General features: G+C 57.7%; 18 protein-coding genes. 16 read left to right on the forward strand and 2 right to left on the reverse strand.

Annotation, left to right across the window (positions count from 1 at the left end):
- Window positions 1-237: 237 nt before the first annotated feature.
- Both ACI0FJ_RS18805 and ACI0FJ_RS18810 read left to right on the forward strand, forming a co-directional pair.
- Entirely contained in the window at window positions 238-726 is a 489-nt protein-coding gene (locus ACI0FJ_RS18805; protein ID WP_424305989.1) for a YbaK/EbsC family protein, read from the forward strand.
- A gap of 135 nt (window positions 727-861) precedes the next feature.
- Entirely contained in the window at window positions 862-1,302 is a 441-nt protein-coding gene (locus tag ACI0FJ_RS18810) for a GNAT family N-acetyltransferase (protein ID WP_424305990.1), read from the forward strand.
- Between the two features lie 100 nt (window positions 1,303-1,402).
- On the opposite strand, the gene ACI0FJ_RS18815 is transcribed toward ACI0FJ_RS18810, so the two are convergent.
- Window positions 1,403-1,771 (reverse strand): cupin domain-containing protein, encoded by a 369-nt coding sequence (locus ACI0FJ_RS18815; protein WP_424305992.1) that lies wholly within the window; start codon window positions 1,769-1,771, stop codon window positions 1,403-1,405.
- 312 nt (window positions 1,772-2,083) lie between these two features.
- Window positions 2,084-2,575, reverse strand: coding sequence for an Lrp/AsnC family transcriptional regulator (locus ACI0FJ_RS18820; protein ID WP_424305994.1), 492 nt, complete (start codon window positions 2,573-2,575; stop codon window positions 2,084-2,086).
- A gap of 241 nt (window positions 2,576-2,816) precedes the next feature.
- On the opposite strand from ACI0FJ_RS18820, the gene ACI0FJ_RS18825 reads away from it, so the two are divergent.
- From ACI0FJ_RS18825 to ACI0FJ_RS18890, 14 genes are all read left to right on the forward strand, one after another.
- The gene (locus tag ACI0FJ_RS18825; protein WP_424305996.1) at window positions 2,817-3,908 is read left to right on the forward strand and encodes an amidohydrolase family protein; all 1,092 of its coding nucleotides are present in this window, start codon (window positions 2,817-2,819) and stop codon (window positions 3,906-3,908) included.
- Complete coding sequence (locus ACI0FJ_RS18830; protein ID WP_424305998.1) at window positions 3,905-4,405, forward strand: GNAT family N-acetyltransferase; 501 nt, start codon at window positions 3,905-3,907, stop codon at window positions 4,403-4,405. Before ACI0FJ_RS18825 ends, ACI0FJ_RS18830 begins: the two co-directional genes overlap by 4 nt.
- A 244-nt stretch (window positions 4,406-4,649) precedes the next feature.
- Complete coding sequence (locus ACI0FJ_RS18835) at window positions 4,650-5,294, forward strand: phosphatidylserine decarboxylase family protein (protein WP_424306000.1); 645 nt, start codon at window positions 4,650-4,652, stop codon at window positions 5,292-5,294.
- Between the two features lie 87 nt (window positions 5,295-5,381).
- Window positions 5,382-6,161, forward strand: coding sequence for a CDP-diacylglycerol--serine O-phosphatidyltransferase (pssA, locus tag ACI0FJ_RS18840; RefSeq protein ID WP_424306002.1), 780 nt, complete (start codon window positions 5,382-5,384; stop codon window positions 6,159-6,161).
- Window positions 6,162-6,456: 295 nt separating this feature from the next.
- On the forward strand, window positions 6,457-8,016 hold the full coding sequence (locus ACI0FJ_RS18845) for a 2-isopropylmalate synthase (RefSeq protein ID WP_424306004.1): 1,560 nt from the start codon (window positions 6,457-6,459) through the stop codon (window positions 8,014-8,016).
- Complete coding sequence (leuC, locus tag ACI0FJ_RS18850; RefSeq protein WP_424306006.1) at window positions 7,997-9,253, forward strand: 3-isopropylmalate dehydratase large subunit; 1,257 nt, start codon at window positions 7,997-7,999, stop codon at window positions 9,251-9,253. Before ACI0FJ_RS18845 ends, leuC begins: the two co-directional genes overlap by 20 nt.
- A gap of 12 nt (window positions 9,254-9,265) precedes the next feature.
- Entirely contained in the window at window positions 9,266-9,766 is a 501-nt protein-coding gene (locus tag ACI0FJ_RS18855; RefSeq protein WP_424306008.1) for a 3-isopropylmalate dehydratase small subunit, read from the forward strand.
- Window positions 9,767-9,770: 4 nt separating this feature from the next.
- A complete protein-coding gene (gene leuB / locus ACI0FJ_RS18860) occupies window positions 9,771-10,856 on the forward strand; it encodes a 3-isopropylmalate dehydrogenase (RefSeq protein ID WP_424306010.1) in 1,086 nt (361 codons plus the stop codon).
- A gap of 628 nt (window positions 10,857-11,484) precedes the next feature.
- Window positions 11,485-13,443 carry an ATP-binding cassette domain-containing protein gene (locus tag ACI0FJ_RS18865; protein ID WP_424306012.1) on the forward strand — a complete coding sequence of 653 codons (1,959 nt, stop codon included), beginning with the start codon at window positions 11,485-11,487 and terminating at the stop codon, window positions 13,441-13,443.
- Entirely contained in the window at window positions 13,440-13,757 is a 318-nt protein-coding gene (locus tag ACI0FJ_RS18870; RefSeq protein ID WP_424306014.1) for a hypothetical protein, read from the forward strand. Before ACI0FJ_RS18865 ends, ACI0FJ_RS18870 begins: the two co-directional genes overlap by 4 nt.
- On the forward strand, window positions 13,754-14,062 hold the full coding sequence (locus ACI0FJ_RS18875; RefSeq protein WP_424306015.1) for a hypothetical protein: 309 nt from the start codon (window positions 13,754-13,756) through the stop codon (window positions 14,060-14,062). Before ACI0FJ_RS18870 ends, ACI0FJ_RS18875 begins: the two co-directional genes overlap by 4 nt.
- A gap of 279 nt (window positions 14,063-14,341) precedes the next feature.
- Entirely contained in the window at window positions 14,342-14,737 is a 396-nt protein-coding gene (locus ACI0FJ_RS18880) for a (deoxy)nucleoside triphosphate pyrophosphohydrolase (RefSeq protein ID WP_424306017.1), read from the forward strand.
- Window positions 14,734-15,603 (forward strand): methylenetetrahydrofolate reductase [NAD(P)H], encoded by an 870-nt coding sequence (gene metF, locus ACI0FJ_RS18885; RefSeq protein ID WP_424306018.1) that lies wholly within the window; start codon window positions 14,734-14,736, stop codon window positions 15,601-15,603. Before ACI0FJ_RS18880 ends, metF begins: the two co-directional genes overlap by 4 nt.
- Before the next feature lie 36 nt (window positions 15,604-15,639).
- On the forward strand, window positions 15,640-16,668 hold the full coding sequence (locus ACI0FJ_RS18890; protein WP_424306020.1) for an aspartate-semialdehyde dehydrogenase: 1,029 nt from the start codon (window positions 15,640-15,642) through the stop codon (window positions 16,666-16,668).
- Window positions 16,669-16,792: the final 124 nt, after the last annotated feature.

Below are 16,792 nucleotides of genomic sequence, written 5' to 3' on the forward strand. Positions count from 1 at the left end.
GTGCGTTATAGCGTACAAGCGTTTGCCAGTCCACAGGACAAGCGATCCGAGGTCCACAGGACGAGTGATCTGAAGTCCAGAGGACGAGTTGTCCGAGGTCCGGAGAGGAGGGAACCTGAGGATCTCTTCGGAGCAGTGAGCCGAGGCCTACCCCATATGAAATTCAGCGGACGCGGCGTTCATAAAAAAAGCACAGCCCGTGTTGCAGCGGGCCGTTTGCCATTTGGAGGAAACCACATGAAAGAGAAACTGAGCAACAGCGCCCGGCGTGTGCAGGAATACCTTGAGGCAAAAGGCGGGACATTTGAAGTCTGCGAACTCCCCGGCTCCACAAGAACGGCGCAGGACGCGGCAGACAGCGTGGGCTGCACCGTGGGGCAGATAGCCAAATCCCTGGTCTTCAAGGAAAAGGGCACCGATTCCCTGGTGCTGATCATAGCTTCCGGAGCGAATAGGGTCGATCTGAAAAAAATGCGTGAAACCGTCGGGCTTGTACTGGAAAAGGCGGACGGAAAATTCGTCAAGGAGCGCATCGGCTTTGCCATAGGCGGCGTGCCTCCGGTTGCGCACAATGAGCCTTTGCGTACTTTTTTGGATGAAGGGCTGCGTGCGTACGAAACAATCTGGGCGGCCGCCGGGACACCGCATGCCGTGTTCCAACTGGTTCCGGACCAGCTGGCAAGCCTGACCGAAGGCGCTTGGATCGACTTGCGCGAGGAAGGCTGAGCCGGGCTTTCCGGTACCGCAGTCCTAAGGCCTGCCGCTCACTTGCGTGCTGTCCCAACGGGTTGTAACACCACAGGACCATGGGCTATCCACGTTGGTGGAAGCCACAAGCGCAAGCCGCAGGACGAGGACAGAATGAAGATTCAACGCGCTGTCGTGGAAGATCACCCGGAAATCCTGGCCGTTTGGGAGGCCTCGGTTCGGGCGACGCACGACTTTCTGGCGGAAGAGGATATAGTGTTTTTCCGGCCGTTGGTCCGCGAGGGGCTGGGCGCGGTGGATGTCTATTGTGGCAAGGATGCGTCTGGCCGTATTCTCGGGTTTCTTGGCGTGGCCGGCGAGGGCATAGAGATGCTTTTCATGGCGCCGGATATCCGCGGGAAAGGGCTGGGGAAACAGCTCCTTGCCTACGCCGTCGAGGTCCTGCATACCACAAAAGTGGACGTCAACGAACAGAACCCGCAGGCCCTTGGGTTCTACGAACACATGGGCTTCGAAGTGGCGGACCGCTCCCCGGTCGACGGCTCGGGCAAGCCGTTCCCTCTTCTGCACATGCGGTTGAAAAAAGCTTCGTAGCCCGTCTTCTCAAAGCTTTCCCCTCACCAGAGTCCGGCGGCATGTGGATACCACCGGACTACAATATGCAGCGCAGCGTTTTTACTTCCGTACAGCGTTTTTAAATCCATTCCGGCGTGTGTGTGCGTTCTTCCTCCGGGCCATCACCAGTGTTCACGGTGGTTGCTGGCTCGAACAGCACGATGCTGGTCAGGACGGGCGCTTCGGGCTTGTGTTCCAGGCCGCGGGGCACCACGATGAACTCGCCGGGGCGTACCGTGACGGCCTTTTCCCGGAAGTGCATGATCAACTCTCCGTCCATCACCCAGAACATCTCGTCCTCTTTTTCGTGGGTGTGCCAGATGAATTCGCCTTCTATCTTGACCGCCTTGACGTGCATGTCGTTTACCTGCCCCATGATGCCGGGCGACCAGGGCTTGGTGATCAGTTCGAGTTTTTCAGCCACGTTGATTTTGTCCAGAGTCTGCATATCTCTTCTCCTTGGGGTTGCTGAAAAGGGGACGCCTGCGGCGTTCAGGCTGCTGACAAAGGCACGATAGCGTCGTTGTTTTAAAAAACTCAAACCCTCGCGTATCTGAAAATACGCGTCGGCCTTGAGTTTTTTTTACGCCTTGCTCTCGTACCTTTTTGAGCAGCCTGCCAAATTGAACTTTGTAATCAATCTGGACGCCTGCGGCGTTGTTTCAAAAGATCTCAAAGGGGCTCATGCCGGGGCCGGGTTCTATGCACACCTTGTTTCCGTTCCTTGGGCAGGGCTGTATTGTCTGGTGCTGAACTCACATCAATCCTCGTCCGGTTCCTGTGGTGCACATGAACGATGCGCCGCAAGGATGGCTCCGTTGGCCTCGGTGACCGGGCTGAGGGCTATGGTGGTGCGCGTCCCCACCACCCCTTCGGTGTCGTTGATGTTGTCCAGAAGGCCTTCCAGCTGAACCGTGTCCCGGCAGCGCGCCTTGATCAGAAAACACTCGTCCCCGGCCTGACGGTAGACTTCCTCGATACCTGGTGTGGCGGCGAGTGCGCTGCCCACCTGGCGCGCCAGATGGTGCGGACTGATGCGTACGCCCACAAAGGCGGTCAACGTCAGGTCGAGGGCCGCCGGATTCACCCGTGTGGTGTACCCCTGGATGATTCCCCTGGCTTCGAGCTTTTTGACGCGGTCCTGCACTGCCGAGGTGGTCAGCCCGACCAGCCGAGCGATTTCCGCATTGGAAAGCCTGGCATTCTCCTGCAGAATTTCCAGAATCTTCCAGCCTGTTTTGTCAATTTGCATTTTTCACCTTATTTCAATTGTAAATTGACTGTATTCTATAATTTTAATTTGCTCTTAGCAAATTTTTATTTGCCAATGTACTCAAAAAGACAGACACCTTTGGGGTATGAAATAAACGTCACAAATTATTTGCTAATGAGTTTTTGAAATGTCCGTGCTATGGGTTTCAACAACAAAGACCTTTGTGCTGGGCGTGTGCGGGAGGTGCCCGCCATGTCCGCAATATACAACGGGGGAATTCATGGACCGCAGAACATTTCTGAAACTGGCAATGGCAGGCGTGGCCGCAGGAGCAACACAGGGCATTTTCGCTTTGGACGCCTTGGCAAAGACAAAGGACACCCAGCCCTGGTTCATGCAGGGAGCGCCGCAGTACACCATGTCCGACGCCCATTTTCATTTTGTGGACTTTCTGCAGCATAGCGACGGTATGGACGCACTGCTACAGGCCATGAACGCCAACGGGGTGCAGCACATCATGCTGTCCGGTATGCCTCTGGTGAAAAAGTGGGACAAGGACGATCCGGCTGCACCGAAGTACTACCTTGATAACACGTCGAGGGCCTATTGGTATTCGGGCACGGACTACCGTGTGGCCCATGCCGTACTCCGTCTGCCCGAGGAACTGCGGTACCGTTTTCATCCCTACATTTGCGGCTTCAACGGCACGGACAAATACGCGGTGGAGCACGTCCAGCGCATGCTGGACGAGTTTCCCGGCCTGTGGCAGGGCATCGGCGAAATTTTCGGTCACCGCGACGATCTGACCAATATGACCTACGGCGAAAATGCCCGCGCCAACCACCCGGCCTTGGATCCGGTCTACGATCTTGCCGCCCGTCTGGACATGCCCGTGAACCTGCACAACAATTGCACGTCCCGGGTCCAGACCAAGGAACTGCGCTACGTGTACGAGGTGGAAGGGGCCTTGAAAAATCACCCGAAAACACGCATTGTCTGGGCGCACGCCGGGTTGAGCCGCTATATGGAAGATATCGACCAGCGGGCCTACACGGAAATGCTGCGCGGTATGCTCGATACCTACAAGAACCTGTGGCTTGACCTTTCCTGGCTGGTTTACGAAAATTACGTAACCGACGGGATGCCGCAACTGGTTGTGCATCCGTACTGGCTGCAGCTGGTCGAGGATTTTCCGGACCGGTTCATGGTCGGCTCGGACAGCATCGGCCATATGGGCACCTATGCCCTGAACATCCGCAAGTACTACACCCTTTTCCGGGCGCTTCCCAAAGACGCGGCCCAAAAGGTGGCGCGGGACAACTTTTTATCCATCCTTCCTCAGAAGGTCCGGGAAACATTGCCTCAGAAATGACAACAGACATTATTATAAAGCACCCAACAACAGCCGACGTACAGGCCTGTTCCCTGGTGGAGCAGGCCTGTTTTCCGCCCGAGGAAGCAGCCTCGCTGCAAAGCATCCAGACCCGCATTGCCTCTTTCAGCCAGGGATTTCTGGTGGCCGAGTCGGACGGTCGGATTATCGGGCAGGTGAACAGCGGAGCCACCAACAAGGATGACATTACGGACGAAGCCTTCAAGCAGCTGGTCGGTCACGATCCGGCCGGGAAAAACATGGTCATCTTCAGCCTGTCCGTGTTGCCGGAGTATCAGAAAAGCGGCGTGGCCTCGCGGCTGCTGCGTGAATTTTTGGATCTGGCCCGGGCTCAGGAGCGGGAAGCCGTGCTGCTGTTGTGCAAGTCCAATCTGGTGAGGTTTTACGAGCGCTTCGGGTTTGTTTCGCGCGGCTTGTCCGCCTGTACCCACGGCGGGGCGCAATGGCTGGAAATGTGCTGTCCCGTTGGGGGATGACTACGGGCTGACTCGTGTCGCGTCCGTTATATCCGCAAAAAAAATAGACGTATTTTGCGGACATCAAACGAGGGAAAACAGAAGCGCGTCCATTGCCTGAAGAAGGCTGATTCACCGGGATCTGTGGGCCTTTGGTCCCAAGTTATACTTGCAATCCGGCAAGGCAACGAGTACCTGAGCCCAAGTTCCCGGCAGGAAGACCGGGCGTTTACATATCAACTTCGCAAGTACGAGAGGACTGGAAATGATTAAGCCCTCCGTGGGTCTGGCGCTCGAAGGGGTGCCGTTCATCTGCCTGAGCATTGTGGCCACGCTTACCTTTGCAATAAACGAATGGGAACTGGCCGCGCTGATAATGCTTGTGGTTACGGCGTTTTCCTTCAACTTTTTTCGCGATCCAGAACGTGTGGCCCCCAGCAACGAGGCCCTGGCCGTGTCGCCTGCCGACGGCAAGGTGGTCAAGGTGGGACGGGCCGTCGATCCCATTACCGGGGTCGAACGCACTGTGATCTGCGTCTTTATGAATGTCTTCAACGTGCATGTGAACCGCCTTCCCGTGGCCAGCATGGTGCGTCGTATCGAATACATTCCGGGAAAATTTTTCAACGCCTCTCTGGACAAGGCCAGCAAAGACAACGAACGCTGCCTGATTCACGCCGAGGACGCCAATGGCGGCGCCTGGACCGTGGTGCAGATTGCCGGACTTATTGCCCGCCGTATCGTCTGCAGGGTCGAACCGGGTGATTTTTTGTCGCGCGGACAGCGTTTTGGCTTGATCAAGTTCGGTTCAAGGGTTGACCTGTATATGCCAGATGACTATGCTCCTTGCGTGGCAGTGGGAGATAAGGTACATGCCGGTGAAACACCGGTGGCCCGCAAAGTGGGTTGAACACCTCCCAAGCAGTGCCGATAATATGCCCGGAGAATGACCGGGCGCGTCGGCCCAGTTTGCTGCCGGAACCGAGTGGATACAAAAATGAGCGAAACAAACGATACGCATAAAAGCCCCAGACACAAGGGGATTTATATCCTCCCCAACCTGCTGACCACGGCCAGCCTGTTTGCGGGATTTCTGGGCATGACCATGGCGATGAAAGGCAATTTCGAAGCCTGCGCCGTGGCCATTCTCGTATCGTGCGTTTTTGACGGCCTGGATGGAAAAGTCGCCAGACTGACCGGTACCAGCAGCGAGTTCGGCGTACAGCTCGACTCCCTGGCCGATCTGGTTGCCTTTGGCGTAAGTCCGGCCATCATGCTCTATTTGTGGCATCTGCAGGATCTGGGACGTTTGGGTCTCATGGCCGCGTTTCTGTTCATTGCCTGCGGCGCGTTGCGTCTGGCCCGTTTCAACGTCCAGACCAAAACATCGGGCAAGCTGTTGTTCACCGGCCTGCCCATTCCTGCTGCGGGATGTACCATGGCAACCCTGGTGCTGTTTCAGCGCTACCTGCCCCATGGCCTGCACGCCAACGTGCTGCCCTCGTTCTGTCTGGTGCTCACCTACGTGCTGTCCTTTCTCATGGTCAGCAAGGTCCGCTACTTTTCCTTTAAGGAATACGGCTGGTTCAAGGCCCATCCCTTCGGGTCCATGGTCACGGCCATTCTCCTCTTTGTGCTTATTGCTTCGCAGCCCAAACTGTTGGGTTTCCCCCTGTTCTTCTTCTATCTTGTGTCGGGCATCGTCTACACCTTCCTGATTATGCCTCGCAAGCACCGCAGCCTACTACGGGAAAACATTAAAAAGATTTTTTCGTAGGCCTGGATTCAGGTGCGCCTGCCGCACCGCTGCAATTCCACTAGATTCGCAACACATTACCGGGCCGGGGCTGAAGTCCCATGGCTCGCTCCGGCATGTCGCTTCCAAAAAAGGAAAACAGCATGGTCTGGTGCATTATCACTCCGTATATTCGCAAAGGGCGTCCAGTGCGACTACCCGTACCTCATTCGTTTGTTTCGGCTTGGTCCTGTTTGAAAAACCACACCCAATGGATTGAATTGTCAAACCGGCCCGACGGAATTTCATCTGTCCGGCCATATTTACGAGGTACATCATGAGCGATCGCATTACTATTTTCGATACCACCCTGCGCGACGGTGAACAGTCTCCCGGTGCAACCATGAACCTGAGGGAGAAGGTGCGTCTGGCCCGGCAGCTCGAAGCTCTGGGCGTTGATGTCATCGAGGCCGGATTTCCGGCCGCCAGCCAGGGCGATTTCGAGTCCGTGCAGGAAATCGCGGGGTCGGTGAATGACATCTGCGTTGCCGGACTGGCCCGCAGTCTCAAGAGCGACATCGAACGTGCCTGGGATGCGATAAAAGGTGCCAAGAATCCGCGCATCCACACCTTCATCGCCACCAGTCCGCTGCACATGGAGTTCAAACTCCAGAAAACTCCGGACCAGGTCCTGGAAATGACAGAAGCCGCGGTCAAGCTGGCTACTTCCTTCACCTCGAACGTGGAATTCTCGGCCGAAGACGCCTCGCGCTCCGAACCCGAATTCCTGGCCCGCGTGGTGGAAAAGGCCATTGCCTGCGGCGCAACCACCATCAACATTCCCGACACCGTGGGCTATTCCCAGCCCGAGGAATTCGCCGGACTCATCACCTATCTGTTGGAACACGTGCCCAATGCGCACAAGGCCGTCTTCAGCGTCCATTGCCACAACGACCTGGGACTCGGTGTTGCCAACACCCTGGCCGCACTCCGTGCCGGAGCGCGCCAGGCCGAACTGACCCTGAGCGGCATTGGTGAACGCGCGGGCAACGCCGCCCTGGAGCAGCTGGTCATGGCTCTGGCCACACGCAAGGACTACTACGACCTGGACTGCAATGTGGACACCACCCAGCTCTTCCCGGCCTGCCGTCTGCTTTCGCGTATTATCGGCCAGCCCATTGACCCCTACAAGGCCATTGTGGGACGTAACGCCTTTGCCCACGAATCCGGCATTCACCAGGACGGCATGCTCAAGCATCGCCAGACCTACGAGATTATGACCCCCGAAAGCGTGGGCCGGGCCGGAACCGAAATCGTCATGGGCAAGCATTCGGGACGTACGGCCCTGGATTCCAAACTCAAGGAACTGGGCTTCCTTCACCTCAGCAGTGACGAGGTAGATCAGGTCTTTACCGCGATCAAACATCTGGCAGACCGCAAGACCACCATTCTGGACGAGGATGTGGAAGCCCTGGTGCTGGAAGAAGTTTTTCGCAGACATGGCCGGTACAGCCTGAAAAAACTCAGTGTGCTGTCCGGAAATATTGACATGCCGCCCACGGCCATGGTCATTCTTGATGACGCCGAGAACGAGGACGAACCTGTGGAAAAACGTCTGTCGGGATTCGGAAGCGGCCCCATCGACGCGGTGTTCCAGACCGTGGACACCGTGGTGGAGCGCGCTCCCAATCTCATGGAGTACAAAGTCAATGCCGTGACAGGCGGTGCCGACGCCTTGGGCGAAGTTACCGTGCGGCTGGAGGAAAACGGCATGACCTCCGTGGGACGCGGATCTGACGAAGACATTATTGTGGCCAGTGCAAAGGCCTACATAAACGCCGTGAATCGGCTCATTATCAAGGAAGGGGAAAAGAAGAATGGCACATACGCTGGCTGAGAAAATCATTCAGAAACATTCGGACGACGCGGTCACCACGGGCAGCATAGCCCGTGCGCGGGTCAGCCTGGTGCTGGCCAACGACATCACCGCGCCCCTGGCCATCAAATCGTTCCGTGCCATGGGAGCGAAGGCCGTTTTCGACAAGGACAAAGTCGCCCTTGTCATGGACCATTTTACCCCCAACAAGGACATTGATTCCGCCGAGCAGGTCAAGGTTAGCCGCGACTTTGCCCGCGAAATGGGTGTGACGCATTATTACGAAGGCGGCAATGTGGGCGTGGAACACGCTCTGCTGCCCGAACTGGGGCTGGTTGGCCCGTCCGACATCGTCATCGGTGCGGACAGCCACACCTGTACCTATGGTGGCCTGGGCGCGTTCGCCACGGGCATGGGCTCTACGGATATCGCCGGTGCCATGGCGCTGGGCGAAACGTGGTTCAAGGTTCCGCCCACGATTCGTGCCGAATTCGAAGGCGAACTGCCCGCTTACGTCAGCGGCAAGGACCTCATCCTGTACCTCATTGGCGAAATCGGCGTGGCCGGTGCCCTGTACAAGGCGCTGGAATTCGGCGGCTCCACCATTGATAATCTGTCCGTGGAAGGCCGCATGACCATTGCCAACATGGCCATCGAGGCAGGCGGCAAGGTCGGCCTGTTCCCGGTGGACGAAAAGGCTCTGGAATATGCCCGCGCCCACGGACGTACGGGCGACGAAGCCCTGAGTGCCGACGAAGGTGCCGAATACGAACGCGTGGTACGCTTCGACGTGGCCGGTTTCGAGCCCGCTGTTGCCTGTCCGCATCTGCCCGATAACGTCAAGCCCGTCCGTCAGGTCAAGGGCGTGCGCGTGGACCAGGCAATTATCGGTTCCTGCACCAACGGCCGCATCGAAGATATGCGTGCCGCCGCTGCTGTACTCAAAGGCCGCAAGGCGAACAAGAACGTGCGTCTGATCGTTCTTCCCGCCACTCCGGCCATCTGGCGCCAGTCCATGGAGGAAGGCCTGTTCGAGATTTTCCTCGATGCCGGAGCCGTGGTCGGTCCGCCCACCTGCGGTCCCTGTCTGGGCGGCCACATGGGCATTCTGGCCGGAGGCGAAACAGCCATTTCCACCACCAACCGCAACTTCCGCGGCCGCATGGGCAGCCTGCAGTCGGAAGTGTACCTGTCCAACCCTGCGGTTGCCGCTGCCAGTGCCGTGGCAGGCGAAATCATTCACCCGGAAGATCTGTAAGGGGTCATTATCATGCAATACACTGGACGCGTCCACAAAGTCGGGGCGCATATCGATACCGACGCCATCATTCCGGCCCGCTTTCTGGTCACCACCGACCCGCAAGAGCTTGGAGCCAACTGCATGGAAGGGCTGGAACCCGGTTGGATCAAACGGGTTGGTGAAGGCGACATCATGGTTGCCGAAGAAAACTTCGGTTGCGGTTCTTCCCGCGAACACGCCCCCATCTCCATTCTTGGCGCGGGCATCAAGGTTGTGGTGGCCCACAGCTTTGCCCGTATCTTCTACCGCAACGGCTTCAACATGGGGCTGACGCTTCTGGAAGTGGGCGACGAAGTCAAAAAGATCAGCGACGGTGACGAGCTGGAAATCGATGCCGCTGAAGGTGTGGTCAAGAACCTGACCACCGGAGAAACCATCAAATGCCAGCCCGTGCCCGATTCCATGCGCGAACTTCTGGATACCGGCGGACTGGTTCCCTACGTACGTAAACGTCTTCAGGAACAAGGATGAAGCTGTGAGCAAATACAAAATCTGCCTTTTGCCGGGTGACGGCATAGGCCCCGAAATCATGGAGCAGGCCATTGAGGTCGCCAAGGCCTCGGTTGGTTCCGAAGCCGAACTGGAATTCACCACTGCACTGCTGGGTGGCGTGGCCATCGATACCACGGGCAAGCCCCTGCCCGACGAGACCGTGGCCGCGTGCAAGGCTGCGGACGGCGTATTGCTGGGTGCCGTGGGCGGTCCCAAATGGGACAACGTGGACCGCTCCATCCGTCCGGAAAGCGGACTGCTGGGCATCCGCAAGGCCCTGGGCCTGTTCTCCAACCTGCGCCCCGCCGTGCTCTTTCCCGAACTGGCCCCGGCCAGCTGCCTGCGTGCGGACATCGTGGCCGCCGGCATCGACCTGCTGGTTGTCCGCGAACTGACCGGCGGCATCTATTTTGGTGAGCCCCGCGGCGACAAGACCATTGACGGCGAACCTGCCTCGTTCAACACCATGGTCTACAAGCAGAGCGAAGTGCGCCGTGTTGCCCGCGTGGCCTTCGAGGCCGCACAGAAGCGCGGCAAGCGCCTGTGCTCCGTGGACAAGGCCAACGTGCTGGACGTCTCCCGCCTGTGGCGCGAAACCGTCATTGAAGTTTCCAAGGACTACCCGGACGTAACGCTTGAGCACATGTACGTGGACAACGCGGCCATGCAGCTCATCCGCGATCCGTCCCAGTTCGACGTGGTGGTTACTTCCAACCTGTTCGGCGACATCCTGTCCGACGAGTCCGCCGCCATCACCGGTTCCATCGGCATGCTGCCTTCCGCCTCGCTGGGCGAAGGAGGCATAGGCCTGTTCGAACCCATCCATGGCTCGGCCCCGGACATTGCAGGCCAGGACAAGGCCAACCCTCTGGCCATGATCCTGTCCGTTGCCATGCTTTTCCGGCACAGCCTGAATCTGGTGGCTCCTGCCGACCGCATTGAAGCGGCCGTGCGCAAGGTGCTGGCCGACGGCTACCGTACCGGCGACATCATGCCCCGCGAAAACGCGGAAGGCTGCAAGATGGTCGGCTGCAAGGAAATGGGCCGTCTGGTTCTGGAAAATTTGTAATCGCCCTGTGCTCCACGTCTGCACTGCGGCCTGCCGGATGCCTTTGGGGTTCGGCAGGTCGCAGCGGATGTGCTGGGAGCAGTTTGCTGACAAAGCCGCCTTTACACGGCTTCCCGTGCTTTACTGCCCGTGCCGAACGGGTGGTCCCGTCCATTCGGAATTGCCGGCTGGCCGTTGGTGCCCCGGAGCGCCCGGTGCCAAAGCTTCCCGTCCCACTTGCGTGATCCGCACACGTATGCCAAAAAGCATGTCGCCATCGAGGTACACCCCGAGGTTTCTCCGAGCCCGCTGGCTCCTTTGGACCCGGTGACGCGCAGAGCCGAACACAACGAATTTTTTGATTGGCCATCTCCAATACGGGGACCCCAAATAGGGGTTGCTGATACGGGCTGCCGATACGGGCTGAGCCGCTCGTACGTGTCTGTTGTGGATGCGGCCCGGTTCGCGTTATGGCGCTCTTGCGCTTTCGCCTCATGCTTTACCGTTCTTCAGGGGGCGGGAAATGGCATGGGCTCGTTTCTTACGGAAAACAAGGTCGTCCCAGACGCGGCTTCAAGCCGCATAATTGGTCTGCATTGTGGCCGGGGCGTCCGTATCTATACTTCAACAGGCTTTGCAAGGGCATATCATGCCGGTTCTATCTGTTCAAAATGTAGGCAAATCCTTTGGTGGCCGAGATCTGTTCGCGGCTGTTTCCTTTGACGTGCATGGCGGGTCCCGTCTGGCAGTGGTTGGTCCCAACGGCTGCGGCAAGTCCACGCTCATGCGCATATTGGCGCAGCAAAGTGCCCCGGACACGGGCATCGTATCCATCAAGGGCGGGGGCAATGTGGGCTATTCGGCCCAGGAACTGGACAACATGGATCTGGATCAGGAGCTCCTGAGCTGGGTGCTGTCCGTCTTTCCCTCGTGGGTCGATTTCTGGAAGCGCTGGGAAAAGGCCGTGGAGGAAGGAAACGCGGACACACTCAAAAGGCTGGGTGCGGAACAGGTGCGGCTGGAACAGCAGTTCGGCTATAACCTGGAGCACAAGGCCGAGAGCGTGCTCTTTGGCCTGGGATTTGCCGGGGACGAGCTGCACAAGCCTTTGAAACTTTTTTCCGGCGGATGGCGGGAACGCGCCAAGCTGGCCCGCATCATCGTGCAGGGCACGGACGTCCTGTTTTTGGACGAACCCACCAACCACCTGGACCTGGAAGCCGTGGAATGGCTGGAGCAATACCTGCTGACCTTTCCCGGCGTACTGGTTTTTGTGGCGCACGACCGTGTTTTTCTGGACAATCTGGCCACCCACACCCTGTTTATGAACATGCGCAAGCCTGTCATGCGGGCGGGCAACTTTACCGACTTTCTGGCCTGGCGCGAGGAAAACGAACTGGCGCGCGAACGGCAGGCCGCCAAGATATCGGCCAAGATCGACCACCAGATGGAGTACATCAGCCGCTTCCGGGTAAAGGCCCGCAAGGCGGCCCAGGCCCAGAGCAAGCTCAAGGCCGTGGAAAAGATGCAGCGTGATCTGGAAGACCTGTCTTCGGAAAAGCGGGTGCGTACGCTCTCCTTTCATCTGCCCCAGCCGGAACGTGCGGAAAAGGTCGTGGCCTCGGTCGCCAACATGCAATTCGCCTTTCCTGGGCACGACCCGCTGTGGCCGCTTATGGATTTTCAGATCTACCGGGGCCAGAAGATTGCCCTGGTGGCACCCAACGGCACAGGCAAGTCCACGCTTATCAAGCTGCTGGCCGGAGAGCTGAAACCGGATACAGGCATTGCGCACCTTGGTTCCAAAACATCGCTCGGCTATTTCTGCCAGCACCAGACCGAGATTCTCAACACGGCCAACAGTGTTATCGGCGAAATGCGCCGCCTGTGCGATCCGCGATCTTTGGAAGAAGAACTCAAGAGCATTCTCGGCCTGTTTCTGCTGGGTGAAAGTTATTTTGAACGCAAGGTCGCGTCCCTTTCCGGTGGTGAGAAAAGCCGTCTGGTCATGGCCTCGTTGTTCATGGCGCGGGCCAACTTTCTGTTGCTCGACGAACCTACCAACCATCTGGACCTGGAAAGCCGCGAAGCCCTTGTTACCGCGCTCAAGGCCTATGAAGGGACGCTCTTCATGGTGGCGCACGACCGCTATCTGCTCAACGAAGTGGCCGACCAGATATGGGTGTTGAGCCATGATGGCATAACCGTGCACACGGAAGGCTTTTCCGAGTACGAGCACAAGATGCGCCAGGAAAAGGAAGAGAAGTCGCAGGGCAACGGGGCGGCCGGCAAGGTCCGCCGCAAGCTGGACAAAGAGGAAAAGCGCCGCCGGGCCGAACTGCGCAACGAACTGGGCCGCCGCCTGCGTCCGAAAAAGGAAGAGTACGAGCGTCTGGAAACCGAGCTGGAACAGGTGGCCGAAGCCCAGGCAGAGCTGGAACAGGCCATGGCCGACCCGGCAATTTGCGCGGACCAGGAAAAACTCATGCGCATGACCAATGATTACCAAAAGGCCAAAGAGCGCGAAGAGGAACTTTTCGAGCGCATGACAGTGCTGGAAACCGAACTGGGCGAACTGGAAGCAGAGCGCGAGGCCCTGCTGGCATGACCCGGACAGGGGTGGCACGAGGGGGCATAGTTGAGACATCCGTTCCGGCCCTTGCCATATGTTCGCTGCTCGTTTTCCTGTCGGGCTGTTCCGCGCATGTGGGCGTGGGCGCGCATTATTCGCCAGCCAGGCATCCCCAGCTGGCCGAGGAATCCCGCGTCATATGCCGTGAGCATGGAGCCGACTCGGTTGTGCGTTTCCGGGCAGATGGAACACCATATGCGGTCTGCATCTTTGCCGACCATGAATGCGAGGCTCAGGCCGTGGAAAAGGGCGCATGCACCGCTGAAACACAACAGGGAGAGCAACCGTGAAGCCGGATTTCCGTATTTACGGCACCATTCGGGGACTCAGCCCGGAAGATTTCAAGGCCATCGAGGCTGACCTGCCTTTTGAAACCATAGATTATACCGACGGCGTGCTCGACCTGGAGCACGAAAGCTCCTGGCTGGATATTGACGACATGCTGGATACCATCAAGCATGTGTTCGGGTCCGAGGCGCGCGGTGGCATCGACCTGATAGATAATCAGGAATGGGAGCTGACGCGCTATACGATCAAGCCAGGTGGGTATGAGAGCAGGAAACTTCCGCTCAATAACGTGCTCGAAGGGATGTAGTTTTGGGGCGGCTGGTTCTTTTTGTCCGTGACTTCGTTGAAAACAAAATTTGCTCGCGGGATGGAGCACAAAACTCCTATCCTCGCTCGCAAATTATTGTTTTCGCCTCGTCACGAACAAAAATTCCTCAGCCGCTTAGAGTGCGGCTGGTTGGGGAAAGAATAAAATTAAAACGCTCCATATCATTATAATAAGATTTTTTGGAAGGGGAGCGCGAGGGGAGAACCTTTTTGCAAAAAGGTTTCCCCTCGCTCCTCTTCTCTTACAAAAGAGCAGTATATGTTAGACGTAGTCGCCGGAATAGTATGGCGTGATGGCCGGTATCTGGCTGTTGAGCGGCCCGAGGGGCGTCGGCAGGCTGGTTTTTGGGAGTTTCCCGGCGGCAAGGTCGAGCCGGGGGAGTCTGTGGAGGCGGCCCTGGTGCGCGAGTTCGAGGAGGAGCTGGGAATCCGGCCGACGGAGTTTTCGTTCTGGCGCGAGAAGATTTACGAGTACACGGATTTGACTGTTCGCTTGTTTTTCTTTCATATTCGTGGTTTTGAAGGGGATATTCAGCCTTTGGAAGGGCAGCGCATGACCTGGGTCGTGCCTGGAAAGCATGGCGATATTCCTTTTTTGCCTGCGGACCTGGAAATCGTGGAGCTGCTGAAAACTGAACATCGGGATAGCCTGTGAAGATCAAAGAGGCCGTTGGCCATAAGAAATTTGTGTCGTTGGAGTTTTTTCCGCCCGGGGAACGCGAAGCTTGGAGTGGATTTTTTGAGGTGGCGGAGCAGCTCAAGGGGGCGTCCCCGCTGTTTGTTTCCGTTACCTACGGCGCGGGCGGCGGCACCCAGGACAATACCCTGGAGATTGCCACGCAGCTGAAAAAGAACATCGGGTTCGAGCCGCTTGTGCACCTTACCTGCGTGGGGGCGACAAGGGAACGCATAGACGGCTTTTTGAACAAGCTGAGCGATGCGGGCATTGAGAATATTCTGGCCCTTCGCGGCGACCCGCCCAAGGGAAAAGCGGATTTTGTGCCGGACAACGAGGAATTCCAGCACGCTTCGGATCTGGTGGCGTACATCCGTGCCAACCATCCGCAGTTTTGCGTGGGCGTTGCCGGGTATCCCGAACCGCATCCCGAGTCGCCTTCTGTTGCCGAAGACCTGCGCTGGATGAAGCACAAGGTCGAGGCGGGGGCGGATTTTATAGTGACGCAGCTGTTCTTCGACACGCGTCTTTATTTTGATTTTGTGGAACGCCTCGCAGTTATGGACGTGAATGTGCCCGTTATTCCGGGTGTTCTGCCCATCATGAGTCTGGCTTCGGTGCGTTTCATCCTGTCCCTGTGCAATGCCAGCATTCCGGGTGCTTTTTATCTGGATCTGGAAAAGGCGGACAAGGAAGGCGGGGCGGAGCTTGTGCGTTCCATCGGCATTGACTTTGCGGCACTACAGGCGCAGAAGTTGCTGGACGGCGGCGCGCCCGGCGTGCACCTGTATACATTGAACAAGGCCGCGGCCTGCCTGGACATCGCCTCCAGGCTTGCATTATAGAAATGACTTTTCAGACAGAAATTTTCGGAGGTTGAAATGTCCAAGAAACTTTTCAAGGTGGCCGTTTGCGGCGCTACCGGCGCCGTGGGCCGCGAAATGCTCAAGACCCTGGAAGCCCGCGATTTTCCGGCTTCCGAAGTCGTGCCCTTTGCTTCCTCGCGTTCCGCCGGGAGCACCTTGCCCTTCAAGGGCGGGGAGCTGACTGTACAGGAACTCAAGGAAGATTCGTTTGCCGGGTTCGACCTGGCTCTGTTTTCCGCTGGCGGATCAACCTCCACCAAATTCGCTCCTCTTGCTGCCAAAGCCGGTTGCGTGGTGGTGGACAACTCCAGTGCCTGGCGCATGGATGACAACTGCCCCCTGGTCGTGCCCGAGGTCAACCCGCACGATCTGGACTGGCACAAGGGCATCATCGCCAACCCCAACTGCTCCACCATTCAGATGGTGGTTGCGCTGAAGCCCCTGCACGATGCCGCTGGCATCAAGCGTGTGGTGGTTTCCACGTATCAGGCTGTCTCCGGCACGGGACAGAAGGCCATTGAAGAGCTGGAAAACCAGACCCGCCGTCTGATGAGCGGCATGGAGGCCAACGCCGAAGTGTATCCGCATCAGATTGCCTTCAACTGCCTGCCGCACATCGATGTTTTTCTGGAAAACGACTACACGCGCGAAGAAATGAAGATGGTGCACGAAACCGTGAAGATCATGGGCGACAAGTCCATCAAGGTTACGGCAACCACTGTCCGCGTGCCCGTGTTCTACAGCCATAGCGAGTCCATAAACATCGAAACCGAGAAAAAGCTGACAGCCAAGGACGCCCGCGTGCTCCTGGCACAGGCTCCGGGCGTAACCGTGCTGGATAACCCGTCGGAGAAGATCTACCCCATGGCAGTTGATGCCGCGGGAGAGGACGACACCTTTGTGGGCCGCATCCGCGAGGACGAAACCATAGACAACGGCCTGAACATGTGGGTTGTTTCCGACAACATCCGCAAGGGCGCGGCGCTGAACACCATTCAGATTGCCGAGGAACTTATCAAGCGCGATCTGGTGCGCGTGCCCTAGTGTGATGTCCGCAAAATACGTTGTATTTTGCGGAGGATCGTGCCCCGGAAAAACGTGGTTTTCAGGGGCACTTACGCCGCTTCCGGCGGCATGCGATGGCCGTGTGTACAGCTGCTCTTTTTTA

The organism is Desulfovibrio sp. 7SRBS1, assembly GCF_049723905.1.
GTDB lineage: Bacteria > Desulfobacterota > Desulfovibrionia > Desulfovibrionales > Desulfovibrionaceae.